Below are 24,766 nucleotides of genomic sequence, written 5' to 3'. Positions count from 1 at the left end.
TATTTGAGTTATTTTTTACACGTTGTTACAATGTACATACATTTTAGAAAAAGGAGCGATTCATATGGTTGAAAAGCGCATGACACCGTATGACGCAATTGGGGAAAAAAAGCTTTCTTCCCTTGTGGACGCCTTTTACCGCAGGGTGGCAAACCATCCTGATCTCATCCCCATTTTTCCTGAAGACTTAACCGAAACAGCCAGAAAGCAAAAGCAATTTTTAACGCAATTTTTGGGTGGACCTCCATTATATACAGAAGAGCACGGACAGCCCATGATGCGGGCCCGGCACCTGCCCCATGAAATCACTCCCAAAAGGGCAAAAGCCTGGTTGTCTTGCATGTCGGCCGCAATGGATGAGGTAAAACTCCATAATCCCATTCGGGAGTATTTTTTTTCCCGGCTTGTTTTGACGGCCAACCATATGGTGAATTCTCCTGATGAGGCGCAAGGTGAAGAGCCGTGATGGAATGGAAATCCCCAAAGGAGCTTAAATCAAAATATATACAAAACAAGCCAGTGGAAATGTATGTATTTGTTGATCCGTTTTGTATGGATTGCTGGACGCTTTCGCCCATTGTAAAAAAACTTCAAATCCAATACGGAGATTATTTTACATTAAAACATGTTTTGGCCGGTGATTTAACGGTTTTAAACTCGGGTAAATCAGGCACCCCAAAAGCCGGTAGAAAGGCAGATCCTGCGGCTTCTCCCGAAAAAACGGTGCACATGCCCCATTTGGCCGCCATCAGCATCAAAGCTGCCGAATTGCAGGGAAAAAGGGCTGGAATACGTTATCTGCGCCGGCTTCAGGAACTGCATTTTATGGAACAGGCAGATATTACCGATATTTACGTTCTGGAACAATGTGCGAGTCATGTCGGGTTGGACCAGAAAGAGTTTCTTCATGATCTCTATTCATCGAGCGCAGCCAGGGCGTTCCAGTGCGATTTAATCATTGCATCCGAAATGAATGTGGGAGAAATGCCTGCTGTCGTCTTTTTCAACGAGAGAATCGAAGATGAAGGCCTTAAAATAAGCGGCTTGTATTCATATGACATTTATGTTCATATATTAACGGAAATGCTTGGAGGGTACGTCCAGCCGACAGAGCTTCCGCCGCTGGAGCTTTATTTATCCGCAAATCCGATGGTATCCACCCGGGATTTGGCCGTGATTTACGATATGCCTGTTCAGAAGATCGAAAGAAAGATGAAAAAGCTGCAATTGCAGCGCAGAGTGGAAAGGATTCATACAAAGAACGGCTCTTATTGGAAATATATTGCATATAATTAATGGAGAAAGGCCTGCTTGGCCTTTCTTTTTTGCGTTATAAAACGGATTGGCAATGAATACACATTGATAAAGATGCCCGAATGCAACTGAAAGGAGAGTTTTCAAAAGATGCGAAAAGCTATGATATGCGCGATGATTCTTTTCTTTTTGTTTGGTTTTTCAGTACACACGCTTGCTCTTATGCAATTAATCCCGATCTATATTTCTTCTCCTATTTTGTTCCTTTCCATTTTCATATTCTTTTCTTATTTGAATAACCGCAACAGATTTAAAGGCTTTCAATAAACTTCCGTCAAAATCTTGCAAAGGGCCGGCAATGCCGGCCTTTTGCCAATGTCGGTTACGAATTTAACAACTGTTCCATTTCATTGAGTTTTTCTTCAAACACTTTACAGGCAGCTTCAATCGGCTCTGTTGTAGTCATGTCGACGCCGGCCCGCTTGAGCACTTCAATCGGATAATCAGAATTGCCCGCTTTTAAAAAATTGACATAGCGTTTGACTGCCGGTTCCCCTTCCTCCAATATTTGTTTGCTCAAGGCCGTTGCGGCGCTGAAGCCTGTGGCATATTGATAAACATAATAATTATAGTAAAAGTGGGGAATTCTTGACCATTCCAGCCCGATTTCATCATCAATGTGAATGTGTTCCCCGCCAAAATACTTTTTGTTCAACTCATAGTATTCCTTTGTAAGAAAGTCCGCTGTCAAGGCGACCCCTTCTTGGGCCTTTTGATGGATGAAATGTTCAAATTCCGCAAACATCGTCTGGCGGAAAACGGTTCCGCGGAAACCTTCCAGATAATGGTTAATCAAGTATAGGCGCTCCTGTTTGTCATCGGTCGTTTTTTGCATATAATCCCCAAGAAGCGCCTCATTGCAAGTAGAAGCTACTTCTGCGACAAATATGGAATAATTCCCATATGGATATGGTTGGAATTTCCTTGTGTAGTAGCTGTGTACACTGTGCCCGAATTCATGAGCCAATGTAAATAAATTATTGACGTTGTCCTGCCAATTCATGAGGATATACGGATTCGTGCCATACGCCCCTGAAGAATAAGCGCCGCTCCGTTTTCCCTTGTTTTCAATGACATCGACCCAACGATTTTCAAACCCTTCTTTTAATATTCCGATATACTCTTCGCCAAGCGGGGCAAGTCCCGAGAGGATCATATCTTTCGCTTCCCCATATGTCACTTTCATGTCCACTTCTTGTACAAGCGGTACATATAAATCATACATATGCAGCTGCTCCAGCCCCAAAATTTGTTTGCGAAGCCTTACGTAACGCTGCAGCAGATGGAGATTGCTGTGGATCGTTGAAATAAGATGATCATAAACTTTTTCGGGGATGTTGTTGGCCGCCAATGCCGCCTGTCTTGCCGATTGATAATTTCTGGCTTTGGCATAAAAATTATCCTGTTTGACTGTCCCGCTCAATGTACTCGCGAACGTGTTCCTAAACTTTCCGTATGTGTCATATACGTTTATGAATGCTTCTTTTCTTACAGTGCGATCCTGGCTTTCCAGAAAGCGAAGGTAATTTCCATGAGAAAGCTGAACGTCATTTCCCTCTTCGTCCTTGATGACCGGGAATTCAAGATCCGCATTGTTTAATATGCTGAAAGTGGTGCTGGAAGCCCCCATCACCTCCGAAGCTTCGGCAAGGAGTGCCTCCTGCTCGGCATCCAACACGTGTCCGCGCTTCAAATTAATACGGTCAAGGGCATGTTCATACAATCGCAACTCCGGTTTGTCTTTTAAAAATTGATCAAGCCTTTCCTTTTCGATGTTGAGTATTTCCGGAACGATATATGAAAATGCACTCGCCAATTGCGAATACAGGCTTTCGGCCCGTGCATTCATCCCTTGGTATTGCGTATTGGTTGTATCCTCGTCATGCCGCATATGAGCATATGTATAAAGTTTCCCCATCCGTTCCGACAATCCTGATTGAAATTGCAGCGCGTCGTATAAATTGGCCGCACATTCACCCATTTTCCCTTTATATTGCCGGGCTTCTTTAATGGCTTGCTGAATGGCAGCATATTCATTCTCCCACTCTTCATCTGTTGCAAATATATCCTCCAATCGCCACCTCATTTCTTCGGAAACTTCCGATCGGCTCGGAAGCGTTTTTACGTTAGACCCTTCTGTCATAAGTCATCCTCCATTCAAGTTGTAATATGGAAATTTTAGCTTTGTTATCATAATTCTATGATAAGATTCATTTTTCCTGCCCTCCAAACAGGAAACATTTATTGTTTTTCCGATCCGGATGAATGGTTGAGGAATTTTTTACAAGTAAGTCGCAGATATTTTTTTCCTCAGTCCGATCATCCATATGGCTTAATTTGCTGATCATTTTTTGCTTTACAAATAAGTCTTCCCCCGCGCTTCGCAAATAAAACAAATCAGCAAGCAGGTGCAGGTAATAAGAAACGGCCCTTTTCCAATTGCGCTGATCGTGAAGCGGCAAATTTCTTAATAGGAGATCACCGCAATCGATTCTTTGTTGAAGCTTGTACAAGATATATTTTAAAGAAATCTTTTTCCCGTCATGCAATTTTTGTAAACAATCGATCCATATATAAAATTGCCACTCAATCGGATGCGAAGCAAAGCTTTCCGAATACGAAACCGGCAGTCCGGATACCGCAGGCAATAAAAAAGGATTATTCCCCGATTCATATACATTTTTAAGGAAACGGTCATGTCCGATATGACCGTATCGGACTTTTTGCTCAATCCACCTCTTCCTTTCTTTAAACCAGAGAAAATACGGAAAAGAATCAACTTTGTTTTGAAGATAAAGGGGAACGCTGCAGTTGGTCAGGGGAATGCGATCCAGGCGGGCAAATGCTTTTTTGGAGGTTAAGGGAACAATATTTGATAAAACATACAAGGTATGGTTGGCTGGTTCATAGCTGGTTAAGGTAATACCGGCATCTGTTCTTTTTGTCAAGGACCAATAGTAATCGGAAAGCGCGTATACAGAGTTATTTAGTTTTTTGGTGAATGGATAGCCGCCCGCTATCCATACGGGAGTGATTCCGATTTTAAAATAACGATTGGACCTCTGTTGTATGTCACGGACCGAGATGGGGGTGCATTGGTATTCAAGCGCAAAGCGTCTCCCGTTCTTTATGGCCAACACGTCGGGACGCTGTTGAATTTCGGGAAGGTACTGCTCCAGGAAGGGCTTATAGCCATTGTCAGAACAAAAACGAAAGAGATCTTTCTTGCCTTGTAAATGTTGATTAGTTTCAGGTTCTGTTGTAAAGCACCGGGATTTGATGCGGTGGGCAAAATGGGGAATGCGGACGGCGCCTGCCTTGAGGACGAGGGGCTCTTTGCAAACGGGGCAATAGAAGCGCTTATTGCGCAGCTTAGGCAAAGCTTGGTGTTCTTTCTCGGCAAGGCTGAACATCGTTCCTTTTTCATTGACTGCTGTTAACAAATTTAACACATCCTTTCATAAAAAAAACCGATTTCTGCAAGAAACCGGCGTTTAAGAAAAATGCTTATTCAATGTGGCAAATACGTCTTGGCTGATGATTTGTTTTCCGTATTCTTGCAAACGATGGATCGTAAAGGATGATTCGTAGCCATATTCCAGAAGAACACTTAGCATATCTTCAATTTCTTCTTCATCAAAGTCTTCATCCGGAAATTTGACATAAAGAAAATATTTGCCTTCATATGAAAAGAGCTTTGTATCCAATTCACCCATTACTTGCCTTTTGGCCAGATCAAGGATATCATCAAAATCATGAAAGACGAGGACAAATTCAAGCAGATCATCCTCTGAACGGTCATAATGGTTTAAATGAAGATGATGGTCGAGGAACTCCTCGATTCTTTCATCAATTGGCAAGTCCTTAAGTTTGTCATCCGGAATCGGCAATTCAAACCTCTGGCCGTCTTTGGAGAGCTGGGCTTTTGTAACAAGGACTTCCAAACCCTTGTCCAAAGCCTGCACCTGAATCCAAAGCGGGCCCTCGGGGACAAACTCCTCTTCATGATGAATTTCATCCATCATTTCCCAAAATAACTCTTCGCTTTTTTCGCGATTATACCATATTTCTTCGCGATCAAAGCCTCTTTCTTCTATATCGACATACGAAATATAAAATTTTACCGTATTTTCGTTAATGCGTTCGATTTCCATCATGCAACTCCCCCTTCTATAATAGGGTAGCAAGGTGAAGGGATCTTACTCCCGGAGACCAACCTTGGGACTTACATATAATAAGTAATAGTCTTCCCCTTGTACTTCTTATTTTATGATAAATAAATGGAAAAGGGAAACAAAATATGTTTCCATTTCATAAATCATCATATGCCCATTGCAACTCAATAGATGTTGCGCCTATCTTAACGAATATGTGAGGATAAATCAAGTGCATTTTTCAAAATATTCATCTCAAAACGGACAAATACAGACCGCAGCCCGTGTGACGTTATTTGTTTCTTTTCCCTTTCGTTTACAAAAAAACCTCCATACTTTTGGGAATAGCATGAAGGTCGGGTTTTTTGTAAGGCTTATAAATCAAGACTGCTTGTTCCGGTGTTAATTCACCATTTTTTGAGCTTCGCGAAGCTGATACGTTCTTACCTTGCGGGGTAGGAAACGTCTGATTTCATCTTCATTGTAGCCCACCTGGAGCCTTTTCTCATCAAGAATGATCGGACGCCGCAGCAGTCCCGGGTTTTTCTGAATAATGTCATAAAGCTGCTGCAACGGCAGGGAATCCAAATCTATATTGAGCTTTTGGAAAACTTTGGAGCGGGTTGAGATAATTTCATCTGTTCCGTCTTCAGTCATTCGCAAGATTTCCTTGATCTCTTCAAGGCTTAAAGGTTCGGAAAAAATATTTCGTTCAACATACGGAATGTTTTGTTCTTCTAACCACGTTCTCGCTTTCCGGCATGATGTACAACTTGGTGAGGTGTATAATGTGACCATTGTTCATCCACACTCCCATTCATTAATTGAAATACACAATTTTATATGCAAGGTCCATCAAAAGACCCACTTTAAAATAAATCTTAATAAACACTCTCTATTATGTATTATACACTAATATCGGCATAAATAATAGGTGATTTTGGCAATTTTTCGTTCTGTATCTCTCCTTTTCATCAAACTGTTACATAAGCCCGCATTCCTTTTTACCACCAAAGGATAATGAATAAACATCATTTTGTATAATTTATCCATCGGCCTCATTTTCATACGGAAAAGATGATTCTATTTTCGTTTATTCTTCTGGTATATAGTCCACATTTTTTGTATAAACATTGCCGGCATTCCAAAGCAGAAATTCTTTGATTCCCGAATCATGCAACGCCTTTATTTGGGCCTCTACCTCCGCTTTCCCATACACTTTATAATTTCCGCTTCCCAGGTAAGATGCCGTAAAGTCCTGAATCCACGGACGCGAAACAGGAGGGTTTTCCAACTCGGAAAGTTTCGCATTTTCCACTTTTGCATATTCACGCACAAGTTTATAGGGCTCCAAATCCGGTTTTGCAATTCCAAAGTATGACGTCCAGTGGCTTGGATATATCATCGAGGAAATAACATCTACATTTTCGGATATTTTGCTGAAATTTTGTCCGATGCCCGGTGCTTCGGGAAGTGTTGCGGTATAGCCGAAAATGTCCACAGACACTTGCACACCGTATGGCTTTAGTTTTTCCCGCGCATAGGCAACAAAGTCGGTTACAGCGTGGACGCGTTTATGCACATTGTCTTCTTTTATATTTTTATATTCGCCCATCTCGTACTTTAATTGTTGATCCCGGTTTTCAAAGCCTTCGGGGAAACGGACATAATCAAACTGAATCTCCTTAAATCCGAGTTTTGCCGCTTCGATGGCTATTCCTACGTTGTAGTCCCATACTTCTTTTAAAAACGGGTTGACGAATGCTTCCCCACGGTTGTTGACCCATAGTTTTTCACCGTTCCGAAAGGAAAGACCGGGGTTTTTTTTCGCCAGCAAAGAGTCCTTAAATACAACGATTCTTGCAATGGGGTAAATCTGTTTCTCCTCCATTATTTTCAGCAATTCTCTCGGATTATTTATATAACTTTCGCCGATTCCGGCGTAGGGGGAATCTTTATCGGTTTTGAATGTCACATTTCCCCAATCATCTTTTACGTCTATGACCATGGCATTCAAATCTGTCGTTTCTATCAATTTTACAAGCTCGTGAAACTGGCTTCCCCCTGCTGAAAGACCCGTCACGTAAATGCCGCGGACCGCGTCGGGATATTCAAACGTTAATCCGGAATCGTATATAAATCGGGGTGAGTCCACAGGGAGTGTTTTCAATTCAACCGCCAGTTTCCTGAGCGGATTCATATGTATCAGATCGGGTTCTTTACCAGCGGCTGGCTGGGCCGGTAACGCGATCAGTCCGATCAGCCCTGCAGTCGCCAGCAATTTTTTGACTTTCAATGTTGGTCGCTCCTTTTCCCGGCTGCCTTTCATTCAAGGTTCATTCATTACTATTCTAGCAATATTTTCTATGAAAGGAAATCCTTTTTTACCTGTTTCGGCAGTCACTTGATTGTATGGAGGGCAATCGTTATAATAGGTACATGGTTTTTTGCAAATACATACCATATAATGATATACCTCAAAAAAACCGTTATAAACACCATTTCGCCCATGAACGGCTAAAAATGGTTTTCGACATATGCAGGAGGATTGTACATGAAAACGATTTTTTCCGGTATTCAGCCCAGCGGAGTCATTACGCTTGGCAACTATTTAGGGGCCATTAAACAGTTTATAGAGCTCCAGCATGAATATGATTGTTATTTTTGTGTTGTGGACCAGCATGCGATTACTGTGCCGCAGGACCGTCTGGAGCTGAGAAAAAACATCCGTTCCCTTGCCGCATTGTACATTGCTGCGGGACTCGATCATCAAAAGGCGACGCTGTTTATCCAATCTGAAGTACCTGCCCACGCCCAGGCAAGCTGGATGCTGCAATGTATCGCATATATCGGCGAGCTGGAGCGGATGACGCAATTTAAAGACAAGTCAGCCGGAAAGGAAGCCGTTTCTGTCGGATTGTTAACGTATCCGCCTTTAATGGCTGCCGATATTCTGCTTTACGGCACTCACCTCGTTCCGGTAGGGGAAGACCAAAAACAGCATCTTGAATTAACGAGGGACCTTGCCGAAAGATTTAACCGAAGGTACAACGACATCTTTACCATTCCGGAAGTGCGCATTCCAAAAGTCGGGGCGAGAATTATGTCCTTGCAGGAGCCGACGAAAAAAATGAGCAAGTCCGACCCGAACAGAAAAGCTTTTATCACGCTTTTGGATGAGCCGAAACAAATCGAAAAGAAAATCAAAAGTGCCGTAACAGATTCCGATGGGATTGTAAAATTTGACCGGGAAACTAAACCCGGCGTTTCCAACCTGCTCTCCATTTATTCTATTTTGGCGAATAGAACAATTGAAGAGCTCGAACTTCAATATGAAGGAAAAGGGTATGGGGAATTTAAAGCCGATCTGGCCGAAGTTGTCATTCAGGCATTGGCTCCCATTCAGGAAAGATACCGGAATTTGGTTGACTCCCAAGAGCTCGATGACATATTGGATGAGGGTGCCGAAAAAGCGCGGACAAAAGCCAACCGCATGTTAAAGAAGATGGAAAACGCAATGGGGCTTGGCAGAAAACGATCGTAACACTTTAAAGAATAGACGCTCCGCACCTCTTCTCGGTGGGAAAGGACCCATCCACTGGGTCACTTTGAACATCTAGGCGGCCAAATTACAATATCATCGGAATTCGGGCTCTTTTAAACGCTTCTAAGTGACTGGATTGTCGATTTTTAACCTTCTTCCGGTTCCTGGAACCACTCTAAGTGACCGAAGCGACGGGTTTTCCCTTTTTACGGTCACTTAGAACACTTCTATGTTACCCAAATGAGGAATTTCCACCCTTTATGGTCACATAGAGCCACTCTACGTTACCCATATGAAGGACTTTCACCCTTTACGGTCACGTAGAGCCATTTTACGTTACCCATATGACGGATTTCCACCCTTTACGGTCACATAGAGCCACTCTACGTTACCTATATGACGGGCTTTCAACCTTTACGGTTACCTAGAATCATTCAGCATGATCCGAAGCGCTGGCCGCCTTAGGTCGCCACGTCCTGTGGCGCCGGCGACACTAGGACGTCTTGTCCGTCGGCAGGCTCAGGCGGCGACGTCCTTGAAAAAGCTACGCTTTTCCTTCGTGCGATGCTAATGCTGTCGAAGCTCTCCTTGTCCTGTCGCTTCGCCTGCACTAGCACATCCTGTGCGGCGGCAGGCTCAGGCGGCGACGTCCTGTCGCTTCGCCTGCACTAGCACATCCTGTGCGGCGGAGCTAGACACAGAAAAGCTTCTGTTGGAAAAATTTTCTTAGCAAGTGGTACTTTTTTAACAAGAACAAAAAAACTCCCGAAATCGGTGGTGACCCCCAAAGTTAGAGTGAAAACCTAACTTTGGGGGGTGCAGTACCATCTCAGGGGAGTTTTTTTTATTGTGTCGCCGGGTTTCAATTAACCTTTGAATCACATTCCATTTCCCAAAGCTTTTCAAAGAACGGCTGGCCTTTAATCATATTTTCACACAGTAACTGATGTTTCTCCGACCAACCTGTTTTCGTTGCCTCATAAAGGGCGTTCCACACCTCTTCAAAGCCCATTGCCTGAATTTCCGTATACAAATGAGGACACCATTCTGTATACCAATATCTTACTTCTGCTGTATTTCTTGACGAGTAAAGCTGGTCCAGCGCCATAAAAAGCAATTGCTTTAAATGCCTTTCTCTTCTCGTCAATCCGCGCATCAGTATCGGATCCGGCGACAAAATATGGTACTCTTTCTTTTTGGCCAGCGGCTTAAATTCAAACGCTTCCGGTTGATTTTCTGCAATCATCTCATACACCAGCTGTTCCTGGCGGGGAATGAGCCTGCTTTTGCGCAGCGGTATGGAATAGCCGACGGTATCGACTGCAAGAATTCCTTGTCCATCCGTTACTACAAAACAATAATCCAATACAATCCGTTCATGGTTTTTTCTCAAATAAGCTTTTTTGTATATATCATTCAACAATTCCTGCGGCAAGTCTGCCATGTCATTTTCTATATGGTTGAAAAGGAGAGGCTCGATATATAACAGCGGAACTTGATCTAAAAGCTCAATAACGTCTTCCCCTCTTCTCCACTCGTGAAAATGGCAAACGTTATACCCATTTTCTTCCCCTTCAAACCAATTGACCCATACATCATGAAGATAAAGCATCTTAACCCCTCACTTCATCACTATTTGTTTTTCAGTATGGGCAGGCTTTAGTTAATTTATTCCTGTTTATCCAGCGACAACGAGAGGCTATTCGCCCGTAGGGAACCCAAAGACGGCAAATGAAATCATTATGACTCCTGCCACAAACAAGTAGCATTCCGGCCGTTTAAGAATATAAAGAAAGTAATCCCCGAAACTTGCGCCCATTGCCAACAAATTAAAATAGGCAATAATATTGACCCCTCCTGCAACCGCTAATCCGAATCCTGTCAAATAAATGACCGTTCTGAAGAGCATATGGTTTCCCCCGAACCGCTTGTCTTTGGTTCATTATATTCGGGCAAGCCCATTCTATACATTTTTTCGAAAAAAGGAGACTCGGGATTAACGGTTATATTGAGGATTATTTGAAAGTATTTCCTCCGAAGGAATTTGAAAAGAATGTTGAACGGTGAGCGGCTTGCGCCCTTTATATCCTTTGACGAGATCCGCACCGATGGCGTACCCCATCATCCCGGGAACCCCTCTACCGCCAAAAAGCAGTTGATCATGGCGTGGATGATGTTTCTTTAATTCAAGATTTGGTTTATAATGCCGCTCCCAATATGCGCGGAGCATATCCGGGCTGTATTTCCCTGTCCATTCAGATAAATATTCTTTTCCGCAATATTTTTGGACAGCATGCTCGGCAAGCCCTTCAAATACAAGTGAATCAAGCAAATGGTAATCTTCTGGGACCTTTTTATAATGGTGCATCCTTGTTGAATGATGATATTCATGCACGAATAGCGACTCCCAATTTTTCCGGTCTTCTGTCGGGGATAAAAACAAAAACAATTTTTTCGGAAATGCCGCCCCAGAACGTCCTTTTAAACCTTGGAGAAATTGCCGGGTTGGATTGATTGGAAAAATATAAATATCAACATCATGCTTTTTCCACTTTTGATGATATTTTTGATAGATTTCATCGATTTTTTCCCATGCGTTTTGTTTTTTCAGTTCATGAAAGAGGGCAAATGTGGTTCTTGACGGTTCATACATGCCAAACTGCCGCAAATATCGATAAAATCGGCTGCCTTCCTCCGGAGCATAAGCCAGACCGCATATGTGTTCAGGATGGTAAAAGTTCTTTTCCAGCCACTCATTCGTTTCAATGATTCCCATATGCCTCCTCCTTCCCTTCGATATTGTACGAAAACCCGGGAAAAAGGTGACAACATCGCGGGCCGGGCTTGCATATGGGGAGCGGAACATGGGTTCAATCCATTTTATCTTTATCCCTTCTTTCTTTTACTAAATGATCTATCCTTGGTCATTATGCAGATTAGCTGAATCGGTTAAGAGGATCCAATCCAAAGTCTCTAGTGGCCCCCTCAATCTACGTACCCCTTTTTACATTTAAGCTGTGCTGAATAGATTTTTTGCGCTATCACTTTGCTAGGATGAAAAAAAGATATGGCCCAAAAGAGGCCATATCTTTTTTTGCTTATTCATATTTTTTAAATGCGATGGTTGCATTGTGGCCGCCAAATCCAAGGGAGTTGCTCAGGACCGCTTTAATGTCCCGCTTGCGTGCTTCATTGACAACATAATCGAGATCGCATTTTGGATCAGGTGTTTCGTAGTTAATCGTGGGCGGCATGATGCCGTCTTTAATGGCCAAAACAGAATAAATGGCTTCGACTCCCCCCGCTGCTCCAAGCAGATGGCCCGTCATGGATTTCGTGGAGCTGATTGCCAGCTTATAGGCATGTTCGCCGAATACTTCTTTGACAGCAATCGTCTCGTATTCATCATTATAAGGCGTGCTTGTCCCATGGGCATTTATATAATCAATGTCTTCCGGATTCATCCCGGCGTCTTCAAGGGCCAATTTCATGGCTCTTGCGCCGCCTTCACCACCAGGAGCAGGCGCTGTAATATGATACGCATCCCCCGTTGAACCGTAGCCGACGATTTCCGCATAAATGTCGGCTCCGCGGTTAAGTGCATGATCCAGTTCTTCAAGAATCAATACACCGGCCCCTTCACCAATGACGAAACCATCGCGGTTTAAGTCAAACGGCCTGCTGGCCGTGTTCGGATCCGGATTTGTCGATAATGCCGTATTGGCACAAAAGCCCGCTACCGACATTTGGGTGATGGGCGCTTCTGTGCCGCCGGCAATCATGGCATCGGCATCCCCGCGCTGAATCACTTTAAAAGCGTCCCCGATCGAATTTGTTCCGGTTGCGCATGCTGTAACCGTACATGAATTAACGCCTTTGGCTCCAAGGTAAATCGACACCTGTCCTGTCGCCATATCCGGAATCATCATCGGGACGAAGAACGGACTGACCCGGCGGTAACCCCTTTTTTGAAAAATTTCATACTGCTTTTCAAACGTCTCCATGCCCCCGATGCCGGATCCTATCCATACACCGACCCGGTGGGCATTGCTGTCGTTTATGACAAGCCCGGCATCTTCAACAGCCATCAAGGCTGAAACAAGCGCAAAATGTGTGAAACGGTCCATTTTCCGGGCATCTTTTCTCTCAATAAAATTTTCTATATCAAAATCTTTTACTTCCGCCGCCACTTTGGCAGAAAATTCATCCGGGTTTAACCTCGTAAGGGGACCAATCCCCGATTGTCCGGCCAAAATGTGATTCCAGGCCGTTTCGACATCGTTCCCGACCGGGGATACAGTGCCAAGCCCGGTTACAACAACTCTTTTCTTCATTTTTGTATTCATCTCCTTTAGATCATTTCAAGAAGATATTGAATGCCTAGCGGCCCCATTTTATGGCGATTGCCCCCCAAGTCAGCCCGCCACCAAATCCGACCAAAACAATAATATCATCATCATTGATTTTTCCGGCTTTCACTTCGTCCGCAATCACCATTGGAATGGATGCTGAAGAAGTGTTGCCATATTTATGAATCATTTTGGACATTTTTTCTTCAGGAAGCTCGAGCCTTTGCCTTGCCGCTTCCATAATTCGAATGTTTGCCTGATGGGGAATTAACAAATCAACATCATTTTTGGTCAAGCCGGCTTTTTCCAATACTTTGACGGAGGACTCGCCCATTTGCCTGACAGCAAATTTGAATACTTCTCTTCCGTTCATCACGATATATTGGTCTTGGTACAGATGCTGCCCGCCTGTTCCGTCCGCTCCAAGGTCAAATGCAAGGATGCCCCGTCCTTCGGATACAGGTCCCATCACGACCGCTCCGGCCCCGTCTCCAAAAAGGACAGCCGTATTTCTGTCGTTCCAGTCGGTAATTTTTGAGAGTTTTTCAACACCTATGACCAAAATATGCTTGCAGGCCTCATTTTCAATAAATTGTTTCGCTGTAGCTAAGCCGTACATAAATCCTGCGCACGCGGCACTGACATCCATGGCGGCTGCGTTAACGCAGCCCAGCCTGGCTTGCAGCATACACGCAACCGAAGGGAACGGGCGGTCAGGAGTCACCGTGGCAACAAGAATCATATCGATATCTTCCGGATTGACTTCGGCGTGGTCCATTGCCTTTTTGGCTGCTTCATAAGCCATGTCGGATGTATCGATATCGTCGGGTGCAATTCTTCTTTCCTCAATTCCCGTCCTCGTGCGAATCCATTCATCAGATGTATCCACCATTGTTTCCAGCTCTTTATTTGTCAGAACCCGGTCGGGCATATATTTTCCTACACCAATAATCCCTGCATTCATAGGTAATTCCCTTCTTTCCTTGCATACATAAAATTTTCATTATGTTATCTTCTATTAGGACTTGGTGCTAATTATACCATCTGTCCCCTTGGTTGTCACCATCATAATTGAGGATTTTGATGGTGCGGAACATGGCAGTTCACCAGGTTTTGATGATTTTCGATGTCGTTGTTCTAATTCCGGACAAGTTTTTCCACAGATCCGCATAGGAAACTTTCCACTTGGTGTTTAGCCGAACCGTCCATCTGTACAGCCAGGCAATAGTCGATGGCCGTAACTTCATTTGTCCGAAGGTCCCTGTATATGTCGTGCACATTTTTTAAAAAGGAAGCCTGATCCAAATTTGCAGCCGGGGGATAGATGAAAAAAAGGCATGCTCCCTGCAATTCTTTCATGTGTAAAAAAGCCGCCAATTGCCGAACAAGCTGATCCCTTACTTGTGAAACATGGCGCATCATATAATCAACGACAGGGATGAATATAAGGCAATTTTTCGGGACTTTAAATGGAAGTTTAGCATGGTCATCCTCATTTTGTATTTCATAATAGTCCAGATTGGCATTGCGGCCAACAAACAGCCATTTTTCTTCATCCGCCTCCCTCATCCAATATTGATGATCCACAGCGTGCACATAATAGCCTTTTTCAAGCAACTGCGAACATAATTCAAAACCGAACGGCTGGCGCGCGCCATAAACTGCGGCATGTCTCATATATGAAAACTCCCTTCTCTATTTTCCCTGCTTTATACATATGCCAAAGTGAAATGGATGACCATTTTTAAAAGAAATGGTTGTCAATATGAATTTTTGTACCATTTGATTGATTTATGTTATACTATCGGAGTGAATATGCCGCGAGTTTGTTTGTTATGTGGAGATTGAAATGGGGTGAAGGGTATGAGATATTTATTTACATTTTTTTGGACATTTTTACTTGTGAATATGCTCATGTACGTTGGCGGATCCATGATTGGAGCCAGTTATGATTTTGGTACCGCCGCGATGTTGTCTATTGCAGCTGTTATATTGATCTTCATCCTGCCGGTCATATTGCCGGAACAGCCAGCAGAAGATCAATAACCCGCCAAAATTTTGGCGGGTTATTTTTGTTCAGTTTGTTCGTTGCGACTCTTGGACAGATACAGTCAGTTCGCCGTCTTTCAAGCCAACGATGAGTGAGTCGAAAGGGTGTACGCGGCCGGCTATGATTTCTTTGGCTATTTTCGTTTCGACGCTGCCCTGCAAGTATCTTTTTAACGGACGGGCACCATAAACAGGATCGAAAGCTTCACGGGCAATAAAGCTTTTGGCTTCATCCGTCATTTCCATTTGTATATGCTGGTGCCTCAACCTTTCTTTAAGCTCTTCCGCCAATTTTTCAACGATTCCTTTTATGTTTTCCAGGCTTAAAGGCTTAAATAAAATAATATCGTCCACCCTGTTTAAAAATTCCGGCCTGAAAGCTGCCCTGAGCTGTCCCAGCACACGTTCTTTTGTATTTTCATCAATATGGTCTTCATTTTGTTCCCGTTCCAGCAAAAATGCCGAGCCAATATTGGAGGTCATGATAATGACGGTATTTTTAAAATCGACTTTTCTTCCTTGAGAATCGGTAATTCTTCCATCATCCAATACTTGAAGCAGTATATTGAACACTTCGGGGTGGGCTTTTTCCATTTCATCCAGCAAAATGACCGAATACGGCTTTCTCCTGACGGCCTCTGTCAGCTGGCCGCCTTCTTCATAGCCGACATAACCCGGCGGCGCACCGATCAGCCTGGAAACAGCATGCTTCTCCATGTATTCAGACATATCAATGCGGATCATTTGCTCTTCACTGTCAAACAAGGTTTCCGCCAACGCTTTGGCCAACTCTGTTTTTCCGACACCTGTCGGGCCGAGAAAGATAAATGAACCGATTGGCCGATTCGGATCTTTAATCCCGGCACGGGCCCGAATGACGGCATTGCTGACGAGTGTGACCGCTTCATCCTGGCCGATGACCCGCTTGTGCAAAATCGTTTCAAGACGTAACAGTTTTTCCCTTTCGCCTTCCACGAGCTTTGTAATGGGGATACCGGTCCATCTGGAAATAATTTCGGCAATTTCATCTTCGGTGACTTCTTCTTTGACCAGCCTTGATTCTTCCGTCTCTTTTCGTTCAAGGCCTCCTTCCATTTCTTTCAACTCTTTTTCAAGAGCAGGAATTTTTCCGTGCCGCAATTCCGCAGCGCGGTTCAAATCATATTCGTTTTCAGCATCTTCAAGCTCCCTGCGCAGCTTGTCCAGTTCTTCGCGCTTTTCACGAATGTGGGCAATCTCGGCCTTCTCTTTCTCCCATTTTGCCTTCATTTCCTTTGCTTGTTCCTTTAAATCGGCCAGATCTTTCCTCAATAATTCCAATCTTTCTTTGCTCGCTTCATCATCTTCTTTAAGCAGGGCCGCTTCTTCAATTTCCAACTGCATGACGCGCCTTGTAATTTGATCGAGTTCACTTGGCATGGAATCAATCTCTACCCGTATGTTGGCGCATGCTTCATCAATCGTATCGATTGCTTTGTCGGGCAGGAAGCGGTCCGTGATATAGCGGTCCGATAATGTAGCCGCCGCCACAATGGCGCGATCGTGAATATTCACCCCGTGGTGAATTTCAAACCGTTCTTTCAAGCCGCGCAATATGGAGATGGTGTCCTCCACCGTCGGTTCGGGAACGAGCACTTTCTGAAAGCGGCGTTCCAACGCGGCGTCTTTTTCAATATAAAGCCGGTATTCATCAAGTGTTGTAGCGCCAATACAATGAAGCTCCCCTCTTGCGAGCATCGGTTTCAGCATGTTTCCGGCATCCATGGCCCCTTCCGTCTTTCCCGCACCGACAATTGTATGAATTTCATCAATAAAAAGCAGAATCTTGCCGGCACTCTTTTTTACTTCTTGCAGGACCGCTTTCAGCCTTTCCTCAAATTCTCCCCGAAATTTGGCGCCGGCAATCAAAGAGCCCATATCAAGGGCGAAAATTGTTTTATTCTTCAGCCCCTCCGGGACATCCTTCCGCACGATCCGCTGGGCCAGCCCTTCTACAATCGCTGTCTTCCCTACGCCAGGCTCACCGATCAGGACGGGGTTGTTTTTCGTTTTTCTTGAGAGTATCCGGATGACGTTTCGGATCTCCTGGTCCCGGCCAATGACTGGATCGAGTTTTCCCGATTTTGCCTCGGCCACAAGGTCCCTTCCGTATTTTTTTAATGCCTCGTACCCGGCTTCCGGATTTTGGTTTTCCACACGCTGTCCTCCCCTTATATCTTTAATTTCTTTCAATAAAGCGTCCATCGTTATGCCATGTTCCGCAATGTAACGGGTGATTTCGTTATCTTTTAAATCCAGCAGCGCAAGTGCAAAATGTTCTACGGATAAATAAGCATCTTCGAATGCTCTTTTTTGTTCTTCCGCTTTCCGGATCAGCTCCCCTAGAGCGCTGCTTACGTATTGGCCGCCTTGAATTCCTTGCCCGCGGACCTCCGGTTTTTGCTTGATCATTTGGTCGATTCGGTTGATCATTTCTCCTTTTGGCAGTCCGAGCCGCTCATACAAGGAAGCAAGAAGGCTGTCGCTTTTTTCGAGGAGTGCTTTCCAAAGGTGTACGACATCCATTTCCGAATGGTGGTTTGAAACGGCAATTTGCTGGGCTTGCGCAAAAGCTTCCTGCATCGTATGCGTCATGTTGCCAAGGTCCATGTTTAAATCCCTCCCCACTTCATAAGGTGAACAACGTCAAAGAGCGAAGCAGCCTTTTCAAGGTGCTCCGCTCCATCATTCTTGCAATTAAGTTACGCCGAGCGCAATTTTTGCGTACCGGGACATCTTGTCTTTTGTCCATGGCGGATTCCAGACAATATCCACTTCCGTCTGTTTCACTTCCGGTATATCGGCCAGCGCTGCATTGACTTGGTCCACAATGACAGGAGCCAACGGGCATCCCATTGATGTAAGGGTCATGGTAATTTTTGCCGTACCATTTTCGTCCAAATCCACATCATATACAAGTCCGAGGTTGACAATATCTATCCCAAGTTCGGGGTCTATCACTTGTTCCAAGGCACCGTAAATATTTTCTTTTAACGCTTCATCCATCGTTCCCCACTCCTTTCAAGAAATCAGGATTCTATCCTTATCATACCAAAATGAATCGAAATTCAAACTGATATGCCTCATTCTTTTAAAAATGCTGTGAACCATTGCACCGTTTTTAACAGAGCTTCCCGGGTTACTTTATGGCCAGCCCGCTCATCGGCCAAAAACTGCAGCCGTTCAGGATGTTTTTGATAGTCGTTCCTGATCTTTGTATAAAAGTCATATGTGAGGCCAAATGGCACGACAGGATCTTTTTTGCCGTGCCAAATGAACAGCGGCCTTCCATTCAGTGTTTCAGGCTGCATGGTTAAATCATATTTTTTTAATTGCCGGTACATTTCTTCCAACTCTCCATCGGTGTATGGAATGTCGGTGCCTTCACGTTTAAGTGCTTGAATTTGTCCCCTCGCATAAGCTTCATATGCCGGGCTTCCCATTAAAGATACACCGGCTTTGATCCAGTTGAATTGAGTCAGGGCCCCAAAGTTGACGATGCCGCCCATCGATGTGCCAACGACCCCTATATGATCATTAATCAGGCCTTTTGCAGCCAGCTTATTTTTCATAAGATCCAATTCCGATATCGTATTGACCACAATATTCCAAAATTCATACATCATTTCTGCTTCCGTTCGCCCGTCCGCCCGTTCACCGTGCAGCATGGCATCCGGAAGAATGACCCTGAAGCCCTTGTCAGCCAATAAGTACGCGAAATGCAAATTATGTTCCTTTGCTGATGTGAAGCCATGAACAAAAAAAATAAGCGGGAGTTCTTTTTTCATATTGCCGGATTTTACGGCGTGCAATGCCGGAATACCGGTTAACTCTTCGCGATGAATCTCAATCAAATGACCACTCCTTTGGTTATCCCATTGGTTGATTTCAGTTTATCATGGCGAAAGTTGTTTTCCAAAACATACAAATGGATTGCCTGCGTTTTTTCCGGGTATCTGCAAACAATAAAACGGAACACAAATGTGTTCATATTTGCTATAAAGGCGGTGCGTCTGGTGGCTAAAAACAGTAAATCAAGGCGTTTTACCAAGCAAGGGAAAGTGTCTGTTGAAAAGCATGCCGAAAAATTTCCTTACCGGGCAACTTTGGATGAAGCGGAAAAAGAAAAAATTGAGTTCATGAAAGAATCATCTCTCGGGGGCATTTAAGTCCCCGTTTTTTCCATGAAATTCAAGGTTTCGTGCATACGATCCTAACATAATGCAGATCACATTTTCACTCATCTTTCCTGAAGAAGCCCAGCACGCCGGCTGTTTCAATAATGTTTGTAAATGCGTTTGGGTCCACTTCCCTGATGATTTTTTTCAATTCATATAATTCGTAGCGCGTAATGACAGTGAGCATCAGGTCCCTTTTTTCATTGGAAAAGGCGCCTTTTGCCGGTACGATCGTTATTCCGCGCACCATTCTTGAATAGATCGCCTTTTGCAATTCGGACGCTTTTTTGGTTACGACCATTGCGGTGAGTTTTTGCTGCCGGGTATGAATGGCATCTATCACCCTTGTTGATACGTAGACCGAAAGAAGCGTGTACAACGCTTTGTCCCAACCATATAACAGGCCGGCAGTTAAAATAATGACGGCATTTATGAGAAAAAAATAAGTGCCGACCGATTTGTCGCTCATTCTGGACAGAATCATGGAAACGATATCCAGTCCTCCGGTGGAAGCTCCTATTTTCAGGGTAATTCCGATGCCGATTGCCGAAATGACGCCGCCAAATACGGCATAGAGCATGACATCGTCCGCTTGCTCCTGTATGGGAATCAATTCAAGAAATACCGATGTCAGCAAAACAGAAAGGAAGCTGTATACCGTAAAAGCACGCCCTACTTTTAACCACCCCAAAACGGCTACTGGTATGTTGAACAGCATGAGCAGCAAGCCGGTGGAAACATGGAGTGATGCATAGTCGGCCAAAATTCTGGACAGCAGCTGGGCAGCCCCGGTAAAACCGCTTGCATAGACATTTGCCGGAATGAGAAAAAAGTTTAATGCATACGCTCCCAAAAGTGCCCCAAATGTAATAATGCCCACTTTTTTTATGATTTCCCATACCGATGTATTGTTCATCTTTTCACCCTTAAAAACAATTGTTGAGCTTTCTTAAGAAAGCATATACACTAAAAGCAACGGAATCTATCCATTATCATTTCACGAAGGGTGTTATTTTATGTCTACGAAACTATTTGCGGACAGTGCATGCGACCTTCCCCTTGCTTTTTTTGAGGAACATGGCATTGGACTTATATCATTGAAAGTACATATTGATGACCAGGAATTTAAAGATCTGCTCACCATCCAGCCTGAGACGGTATACAAGGAAATCAGGGCGGGCAAAATGCCCAAAACTTCCCAGGCCACCCCGCAATTTTTTGAGGATTTGTTTACCGATCTGGCCAAGTCCGGGGACAGCGGCATCTACATTGCATTATCATCAGAGCTTTCCGGCACCTATCAAACGGCTGTCATGATGTGCGAGCAAGTAAAAGAAAAACATCCGGGCCTTGATTTGACAATTATTGACTCCAGATGTGTATCCGTCGGATACGGCCTGGCGGTAATGACCGCTGTAGAGCTATTGAAAAAGGGAGAGCCAAAAGAGGTCATTGCGGAACGCGTGAAGGAGCAATGCAAGCATATGGAGCACTTATTTACGGTTGAGGATCTTGATTTCCTTGCCAAAGGCGGACGGCTGTCCCGCTCTTCCGCGTTTTTTGGCGGGCTCTTAAATATCAAGCCGCTCCTGCACGTAGAAGATGGAAAATTGGTGCCGCTGGAAAAAATTCGCGGCAAAAAGAAACTGCTGAAACGGATGCTTGAGTTAATGGAAGAACGCGGCGTCGATTTGGAAAATCAAACGATCGGCATCAGCCACGGCGATGACGAAGCAACCGCGCTTGAATTGAAGCAAATGATTGAAGAGCGGTTTGGAACGAAAAAATTTTACATTAACCTGATCGGCTCCGTAGTCGCATCGCATGCCGGACCAGGCACGCTTGCCGTCTTTTTTCTCAATAAAAAATGATCCATTCAGGAGGTATGAAATGGCCAAGGAAAATTCATTTGACATCGTCTCCAAAATCGATATGTCCGAAGTCTCCAACGCGATTAACATGGCAATGAAAGAAATTAAGACCCGCTATGATTTTAAAGGGAGCAAAAGCGACATTCGCCTGGAAAATGACGAGCTGGTGCTCGTTTCAGACGACGAATTCAAACTGTCGCAAGTAAAAGACGTTTTGCTCAGCAAGTTAATTAAACGGGAAGTGCCGGTTAAAAACATTGACTATGGAAAAACGGAGAATGCGGCAGGCGGAACGGTCCGGCAGCGCGCCAAGCTCCTCCAGGGCATTGATAAAGAGAATGCCAAAAAAATCAATACCATTATAAAAAACAGCAAGTTGAAGGTGAAAAGCCAAATCCAGGATGATCAGATCCGCGTAACGGGAAAAAACCGCGACGACCTGCAGCAAATCATCAATGCCATCCGCTCCGCCGATTTGCCGATCGACGTACAATTCATCAATTATAGATAATGGAATAATTGTTCTAACGAATGGGTATAGAAATCATGTACCATTCGTTTTTTTTGATTGAACCGAAAGGAGCGGCCATATGAGTAATAACAAAAAACAAACTTTGCCCGAGCAGAAGCAGCAGCGCCAGCCCGGGGTGGAAACGGAAATGGAGCCCCGGCCAAAATCGGTTAATCCTGATTATAAAGGGAGCGGCAAACTTGAAGGAAAAGTGGCAATCGTAACTGGAGGAGACAGCGGGATCGGCAAATCAGTCGCCGTTTATTTTGCAAAGGAAGGCGCAGACGTTGCGATTGCATATTTCGATGAGGATGAAGACGCCGAAAGGACAAAACGATTGATTATGGAAGAAGGCCGAAACTGTTTGCTTATTCGCGGCGATATCGGCGACGAAAGCCATTGCGAACAGTTAGTGCGGCAAGTGCTGGATGAATACGGAAAGATTGACATCCTTGTCAATAATGCAGGTGAGCAGCATCCACAAAAAAGTTTGCTTGATATTACGGCTGAACAACTGCAAAAAACATTCAGAACGAATATTTTTGCCATGTTTTATCTTACAAAAGCTGCTCTTTGGCACATAAAAAAAGGAAGCAGCATCATCAATACCGCTTCCATTACAGCGTATAAAGGGAATCCAACGCTGATTGATTATTCATCTACAAAAGGGGCCATTGTATCATTTACCCGTTCCCTGTCCCTGTCACTTGCCAAACAGGGAATCCGGGTCAACGGAGTAGCCCCGGGACCGATTTGGACGCCGTTGATTCCATCCACTTTTACAGCAGAAGAAGTGGGCTCATTCGGCGCTTCGCAGCCGATGCAAAGGCCCGGGGAGCCGTGTGAACTTGCCCCTGCATATGTATATTTGGCTTCAGACGATTCCAGCTATGTTTCCGGGCAAATCATCCATGTAAATGGTGGCGAAGTAGTCAACGGTTAAATATTTATATGGCAAAAAAACAAGGCTGCCGACAATCATGCCGGAGCCTTGTTTTTTCATGGCCGCACGTTTCACTTTTTTCCCCTTTTCCATGCAGCATACATAAACAGGATGAAGAAGCCAAAAACGCCGAATAGGGCAATAATAAACGGAAGGTTGTAACTGCTTCTGTCGGCAAGTTTATATATTTCCACCATTTCTCTGTCCACAATGATTTTATATTTTCCGTTTTCACTGCGAACCATATCTGTACCATATAATCCGCGCAACTCTTTTCCGTCCTTCAGATCGGCTGCCTGGATGACGGCCGTTTGGTCTTCGCTCGTATTATTGATTGCCACAACGATCGTATCATCCCGATACTCCCTTTTAAATACGAGCATTCCATTTTTTTCATACAAAAGCTTCATCGTCCCATGGGTGAGTGCCGGCTGCTGATTCCGGATTTCCGCTATTCTTCCCATGAATTCAATCAGCTCTTCATTTGCCCAAAAATTCATTAACGGAACATTGTCGGGTGGACCTCCGCCATTGACGGCAATCTCCGATCCGTAAAACACAATCGGGACTTGCGGCTGTGTATACAAGTAAGACAATGCCAGCTTCCACCGGGATCCGGGATATTGCCTTTGGTCTACCATGTCCTGCGTATATCTGGCGGTGTTTTTGTCATCCAGATAAGCAGGAAACAAACTCGGATGATCATACGCACTTACATTTTCTTCCCAAATGTCAAATAATGCCGAGGAAGAAGCATCAATCTTGGAAAAAGCGTCCCGCATCGGTTTGTTTAAATGGACATCTTTTATGCCGTCAAGCCCGGCTGCCTGCAGTTTGGCCAGCTCTGTCCGGTCCGCTTCGGTAACCGTGCCAATCAGATAAGATCCGCTATTTACAGATTTTACTTGAGACGCGAACTCCTTTATAAAATCAAGCGGGGCATGATCGAGATATTGAAGGCTGAAGCCATCGACCTGTGTTTCCTCCATCCACCATTTGGCCGCATCGATCAAGTAAGCCTGCACTTCCCCATTCTCCAAATTAATCGCGGGAAGCCCTTTATTCCAAGCACTTCCGCCGTTATCCGAATGACCGGTTTTAATCCAGTCTTTCGTCTCGGGATTGGTTGTCCACGGGTGATTTTCAGCCACCCGGTCAACCGGAAATTCAAACATGACCTTCATCTTCCGCCTGTGGGCTTCTTCAACAAGATTTTTCAAGTCATCCTTGGAACCAAAATGTTGGTCCGTCTTGTAAAAATCTGTTACCGCTTCGCCATGAAAGCCGCCTCCAGCGTTTTCGAACACAGGCGACAGCAGAATCGCCGTAAAACCCATGTCCTGCAAATAATCAAGCTTTGCGGCAATACCTTTAAAATCCCCGCCCTCAAAACCGGCTTTGTCCGCTTCATCAATGATGTCGTTGGCGGGGTCCCCGTTGTTAAATTTGTCTATCATGATGGAATAGACAATTTCCTCTTCCCATACCCGTTCTTCTTTTTTGTCGGCACTTGCTGGAAAGGCGTAAAAAAGCAGAAACGGAACAAGCAGGAATGCAAAAGTTTTTTTACCCACTTCCGTTACCTCCCTCAAACTACTCCGCCTATAAGATTAGCTCTTTTTACGGCCTTTCGTCAATTTTAATCGTTGCTGCACAGCTTTGAGGAGTAAATTTATGTTTTTTAGTCCTTAAAACAGAAAATGCACTTATCCACAGGTGTAAAAATTTACCAATCGTTTTTTCTGTGAAAAAAGTCAAAACGAGCACAATGGATTATTTTTGGCTTTAAAGTTGTGGATAACTATAAAAACTCT

25 protein-coding genes are annotated in these 24,766 nt (G+C 44.3%); 9 read left to right on the top strand and 16 right to left on the bottom strand.

Annotated features, from left to right (window positions below):
• Positions 1-64 precede the first annotated feature (64 nt).
• From AB1L08_RS06440 to AB1L08_RS22565, 3 genes are all read left to right on the top strand, one after another.
• Positions 65-466, top strand: coding sequence for a globin domain-containing protein (locus tag AB1L08_RS06440; RefSeq protein ID WP_413063841.1), 402 nt, complete (start codon positions 65-67; stop codon positions 464-466).
• Complete coding sequence (locus AB1L08_RS06435) at positions 466-1,296, top strand: ClpXP adapter SpxH family protein (protein ID WP_413063840.1); 831 nt, start codon at positions 466-468, stop codon at positions 1,294-1,296. Before AB1L08_RS06440 ends, AB1L08_RS06435 begins: the two co-directional genes overlap by 1 nt.
• 108 nt (positions 1,297-1,404) lie before the next feature.
• Entirely contained in the window at positions 1,405-1,581 is a 177-nt protein-coding gene (locus AB1L08_RS22565) for a hypothetical protein (protein ID WP_489686522.1), read from the top strand.
• Positions 1,582-1,636: 55 nt separating this feature from the next.
• Here the strand turns inward: AB1L08_RS22565 and pepF are convergent, their stop codons facing one another.
• The 5 genes from pepF to AB1L08_RS06410 all read right to left on the bottom strand — a co-directional run bounded on the left by pepF (position 1,637) and on the right by AB1L08_RS06410 (position 7,764).
• Positions 1,637-3,457: an oligoendopeptidase F gene (pepF, locus tag AB1L08_RS06430; RefSeq protein ID WP_413063839.1), complete on the bottom strand. Its 1,821-nt coding sequence runs from the start codon at positions 3,455-3,457 to the stop codon at positions 1,637-1,639.
• 67 nt (positions 3,458-3,524) lie between these two features.
• The gene (locus AB1L08_RS06425; protein ID WP_413063838.1) at positions 3,525-4,757 is read right to left on the bottom strand and encodes a competence protein CoiA; all 1,233 of its coding nucleotides are present in this window, start codon (positions 4,755-4,757) and stop codon (positions 3,525-3,527) included.
• Between the two features lie 51 nt (positions 4,758-4,808).
• The gene (mecA, locus tag AB1L08_RS06420) at positions 4,809-5,468 is read right to left on the bottom strand and encodes an adaptor protein MecA (RefSeq protein WP_413063895.1); all 660 of its coding nucleotides are present in this window, start codon (positions 5,466-5,468) and stop codon (positions 4,809-4,811) included.
• A gap of 402 nt (positions 5,469-5,870) precedes the next feature.
• Positions 5,871-6,266, bottom strand: coding sequence for a transcriptional regulator SpxA (gene spxA, locus AB1L08_RS06415; protein ID WP_413063837.1), 396 nt, complete (start codon positions 6,264-6,266; stop codon positions 5,871-5,873).
• Positions 6,267-6,561: 295 nt separating this feature from the next.
• A complete protein-coding gene (locus AB1L08_RS06410; protein WP_413063836.1) occupies positions 6,562-7,764 on the bottom strand; it encodes a putative glycoside hydrolase in 1,203 nt (400 codons plus the stop codon).
• A 258-nt stretch (positions 7,765-8,022) separates the two neighbouring features.
• Here AB1L08_RS06410 and trpS point away from each other — a divergent pair, with 258 nt between their 5' ends.
• Positions 8,023-9,012: a tryptophan--tRNA ligase gene (trpS, locus tag AB1L08_RS06405; RefSeq protein ID WP_413063835.1), complete on the top strand. Its 990-nt coding sequence runs from the start codon at positions 8,023-8,025 to the stop codon at positions 9,010-9,012.
• Positions 9,013-9,874: 862 nt separating this feature from the next.
• On the opposite strand, the gene AB1L08_RS06400 is transcribed toward trpS, so the two are convergent.
• From AB1L08_RS06400 to AB1L08_RS06375, 6 genes are all read right to left on the bottom strand, one after another.
• On the bottom strand, positions 9,875-10,624 hold the full coding sequence (locus AB1L08_RS06400; protein WP_413063834.1) for a YjbA family protein: 750 nt from the start codon (positions 10,622-10,624) through the stop codon (positions 9,875-9,877).
• A gap of 87 nt (positions 10,625-10,711) precedes the next feature.
• Positions 10,712-10,921, bottom strand: coding sequence for a YuzI family membrane protein (locus tag AB1L08_RS06395; RefSeq protein ID WP_413063833.1), 210 nt, complete (start codon positions 10,919-10,921; stop codon positions 10,712-10,714).
• Between the two features lie 87 nt (positions 10,922-11,008).
• Positions 11,009-11,788, bottom strand: coding sequence for a DUF2268 domain-containing putative Zn-dependent protease (locus AB1L08_RS06390; protein ID WP_413063832.1), 780 nt, complete (start codon positions 11,786-11,788; stop codon positions 11,009-11,011).
• Positions 11,789-12,110: 322 nt separating this feature from the next.
• The gene (gene fabF / locus AB1L08_RS06385) at positions 12,111-13,346 is read right to left on the bottom strand and encodes a beta-ketoacyl-ACP synthase II (RefSeq protein ID WP_413063831.1); all 1,236 of its coding nucleotides are present in this window, start codon (positions 13,344-13,346) and stop codon (positions 12,111-12,113) included.
• A gap of 46 nt (positions 13,347-13,392) precedes the next feature.
• A complete protein-coding gene (locus tag AB1L08_RS06380) occupies positions 13,393-14,325 on the bottom strand; it encodes a beta-ketoacyl-ACP synthase III (RefSeq protein ID WP_413063830.1) in 933 nt (310 codons plus the stop codon).
• 173 nt (positions 14,326-14,498) lie between these two features.
• Entirely contained in the window at positions 14,499-15,038 is a 540-nt protein-coding gene (locus AB1L08_RS06375; RefSeq protein WP_413063829.1) for a hypothetical protein, read from the bottom strand.
• Between the two features lie 186 nt (positions 15,039-15,224).
• Here AB1L08_RS06375 and AB1L08_RS06370 point away from each other — a divergent pair, with 186 nt between their 5' ends.
• Positions 15,225-15,407, top strand: coding sequence for a YjzD family protein (locus AB1L08_RS06370; protein ID WP_413063828.1), 183 nt, complete (start codon positions 15,225-15,227; stop codon positions 15,405-15,407).
• Between the two features lie 30 nt (positions 15,408-15,437).
• Here AB1L08_RS06370 and clpB read toward each other — a convergent pair whose 3' ends face one another.
• The 3 genes from clpB to AB1L08_RS06355 form a co-directional block, all read right to left on the bottom strand.
• A complete protein-coding gene (gene clpB, locus AB1L08_RS06365) occupies positions 15,438-18,059 on the bottom strand; it encodes an ATP-dependent chaperone ClpB (RefSeq protein WP_413063827.1) in 2,622 nt (873 codons plus the stop codon).
• A gap of 87 nt (positions 18,060-18,146) precedes the next feature.
• Entirely contained in the window at positions 18,147-18,455 is a 309-nt protein-coding gene (locus tag AB1L08_RS06360; RefSeq protein ID WP_077112380.1) for a metal-sulfur cluster assembly factor, read from the bottom strand.
• Between the two features lie 77 nt (positions 18,456-18,532).
• Complete coding sequence (locus tag AB1L08_RS06355) at positions 18,533-19,303, bottom strand: prolyl oligopeptidase family serine peptidase (RefSeq protein ID WP_413063826.1); 771 nt, start codon at positions 19,301-19,303, stop codon at positions 18,533-18,535.
• 162 nt (positions 19,304-19,465) lie between these two features.
• On the opposite strand from AB1L08_RS06355, the gene AB1L08_RS06350 reads away from it, so the two are divergent.
• The gene (locus AB1L08_RS06350; protein WP_413063825.1) at positions 19,466-19,618 is read left to right on the top strand and encodes a competence protein; all 153 of its coding nucleotides are present in this window, start codon (positions 19,466-19,468) and stop codon (positions 19,616-19,618) included.
• A 67-nt stretch (positions 19,619-19,685) separates the two neighbouring features.
• Here AB1L08_RS06350 and AB1L08_RS06345 read toward each other — a convergent pair whose 3' ends face one another.
• Entirely contained in the window at positions 19,686-20,543 is an 858-nt protein-coding gene (locus AB1L08_RS06345) for a YitT family protein (RefSeq protein ID WP_413063824.1), read from the bottom strand.
• Between the two features lie 100 nt (positions 20,544-20,643).
• Here AB1L08_RS06345 and AB1L08_RS06340 point away from each other — a divergent pair, with 100 nt between their 5' ends.
• From AB1L08_RS06340 to AB1L08_RS06330, 3 genes are all read left to right on the top strand, one after another.
• The gene (locus tag AB1L08_RS06340) at positions 20,644-21,498 is read left to right on the top strand and encodes a DegV family protein (RefSeq protein ID WP_413063823.1); all 855 of its coding nucleotides are present in this window, start codon (positions 20,644-20,646) and stop codon (positions 21,496-21,498) included.
• Between the two features lie 19 nt (positions 21,499-21,517).
• Complete coding sequence (locus AB1L08_RS06335) at positions 21,518-22,009, top strand: YajQ family cyclic di-GMP-binding protein (RefSeq protein WP_413063822.1); 492 nt, start codon at positions 21,518-21,520, stop codon at positions 22,007-22,009.
• Positions 22,010-22,088: 79 nt separating this feature from the next.
• Positions 22,089-22,952, top strand: coding sequence for an SDR family oxidoreductase (locus AB1L08_RS06330; RefSeq protein ID WP_413063821.1), 864 nt, complete (start codon positions 22,089-22,091; stop codon positions 22,950-22,952).
• Positions 22,953-23,023: 71 nt separating this feature from the next.
• On the opposite strand, the gene AB1L08_RS06325 is transcribed toward AB1L08_RS06330, so the two are convergent.
• Positions 23,024-24,526, bottom strand: coding sequence for an alpha-amylase family glycosyl hydrolase (locus tag AB1L08_RS06325; RefSeq protein WP_413063820.1), 1,503 nt, complete (start codon positions 24,524-24,526; stop codon positions 23,024-23,026).
• Positions 24,527-24,766: the final 240 nt, after the last annotated feature.

This window comes from Siminovitchia jepli (assembly GCF_047228825.1).
Taxonomy (GTDB): Bacteria; Bacillota; Bacilli; order Bacillales; family Bacillaceae_C; genus Siminovitchia.
This window is presented reverse-complemented; position numbering and strand designations above follow the sequence as displayed.

Coding starts and splice junctions, on each gene's coding strand:
- AB1L08_RS06440 (WP_413063841.1), top strand. CDS start 65: ATGGTTGAAAAGCGCATGACACCGTATGACGCAATTGGGGAAAAAAAG.
- AB1L08_RS06435 (WP_413063840.1), top strand. CDS start 466: ATGGAATGGAAATCCCCAAAGGAGCTTAAATCAAAATATATACAAAAC.
- AB1L08_RS22565 (WP_489686522.1), top strand. CDS start 1,405: ATGCGAAAAGCTATGATATGCGCGATGATTCTTTTCTTTTTGTTTGGT.
- pepF (WP_413063839.1), bottom strand. CDS start 3,457: ATGACAGAAGGGTCTAACGTAAAAACGCTTCCGAGCCGATCGGAAGTT.
- mecA (WP_413063895.1), bottom strand. CDS start 5,468: ATGGAAATCGAACGCATTAACGAAAATACGGTAAAATTTTATATTTCG.
- spxA (WP_413063837.1), bottom strand. CDS start 6,266: ATGGTCACATTATACACCTCACCAAGTTGTACATCATGCCGGAAAGCG.
- trpS (WP_413063835.1), top strand. CDS start 8,023: ATGAAAACGATTTTTTCCGGTATTCAGCCCAGCGGAGTCATTACGCTT.
- AB1L08_RS06400 (WP_413063834.1), bottom strand. CDS start 10,624: ATGCTTTATCTTCATGATGTATGGGTCAATTGGTTTGAAGGGGAAGAA.
- AB1L08_RS06395 (WP_413063833.1), bottom strand. CDS start 10,921: ATGCTCTTCAGAACGGTCATTTATTTGACAGGATTCGGATTAGCGGTT.
- AB1L08_RS06390 (WP_413063832.1), bottom strand. CDS start 11,788: ATGGGAATCATTGAAACGAATGAGTGGCTGGAAAAGAACTTTTACCAT.
- fabF (WP_413063831.1), bottom strand. CDS start 13,346: ATGAAGAAAAGAGTTGTTGTAACCGGGCTTGGCACTGTATCCCCGGTC.
- AB1L08_RS06380 (WP_413063830.1), bottom strand. CDS start 14,325: ATGAATGCAGGGATTATTGGTGTAGGAAAATATATGCCCGACCGGGTT.
- AB1L08_RS06375 (WP_413063829.1), bottom strand. CDS start 15,038: ATGAGACATGCCGCAGTTTATGGCGCGCGCCAGCCGTTCGGTTTTGAA.
- AB1L08_RS06370 (WP_413063828.1), top strand. CDS start 15,225: ATGAGATATTTATTTACATTTTTTTGGACATTTTTACTTGTGAATATG.
- clpB (WP_413063827.1), bottom strand. CDS start 18,059: ATGGACCTTGGCAACATGACGCATACGATGCAGGAAGCTTTTGCGCAA.
- AB1L08_RS06360 (WP_077112380.1), bottom strand. CDS start 18,455: ATGGATGAAGCGTTAAAAGAAAATATTTACGGTGCCTTGGAACAAGTG.
- AB1L08_RS06345 (WP_413063824.1), bottom strand. CDS start 20,543: ATGAACAATACATCGGTATGGGAAATCATAAAAAAAGTGGGCATTATT.
- AB1L08_RS06340 (WP_413063823.1), top strand. CDS start 20,644: ATGTCTACGAAACTATTTGCGGACAGTGCATGCGACCTTCCCCTTGCT.
- AB1L08_RS06335 (WP_413063822.1), top strand. CDS start 21,518: ATGGCCAAGGAAAATTCATTTGACATCGTCTCCAAAATCGATATGTCC.
- AB1L08_RS06330 (WP_413063821.1), top strand. CDS start 22,089: ATGAGTAATAACAAAAAACAAACTTTGCCCGAGCAGAAGCAGCAGCGC.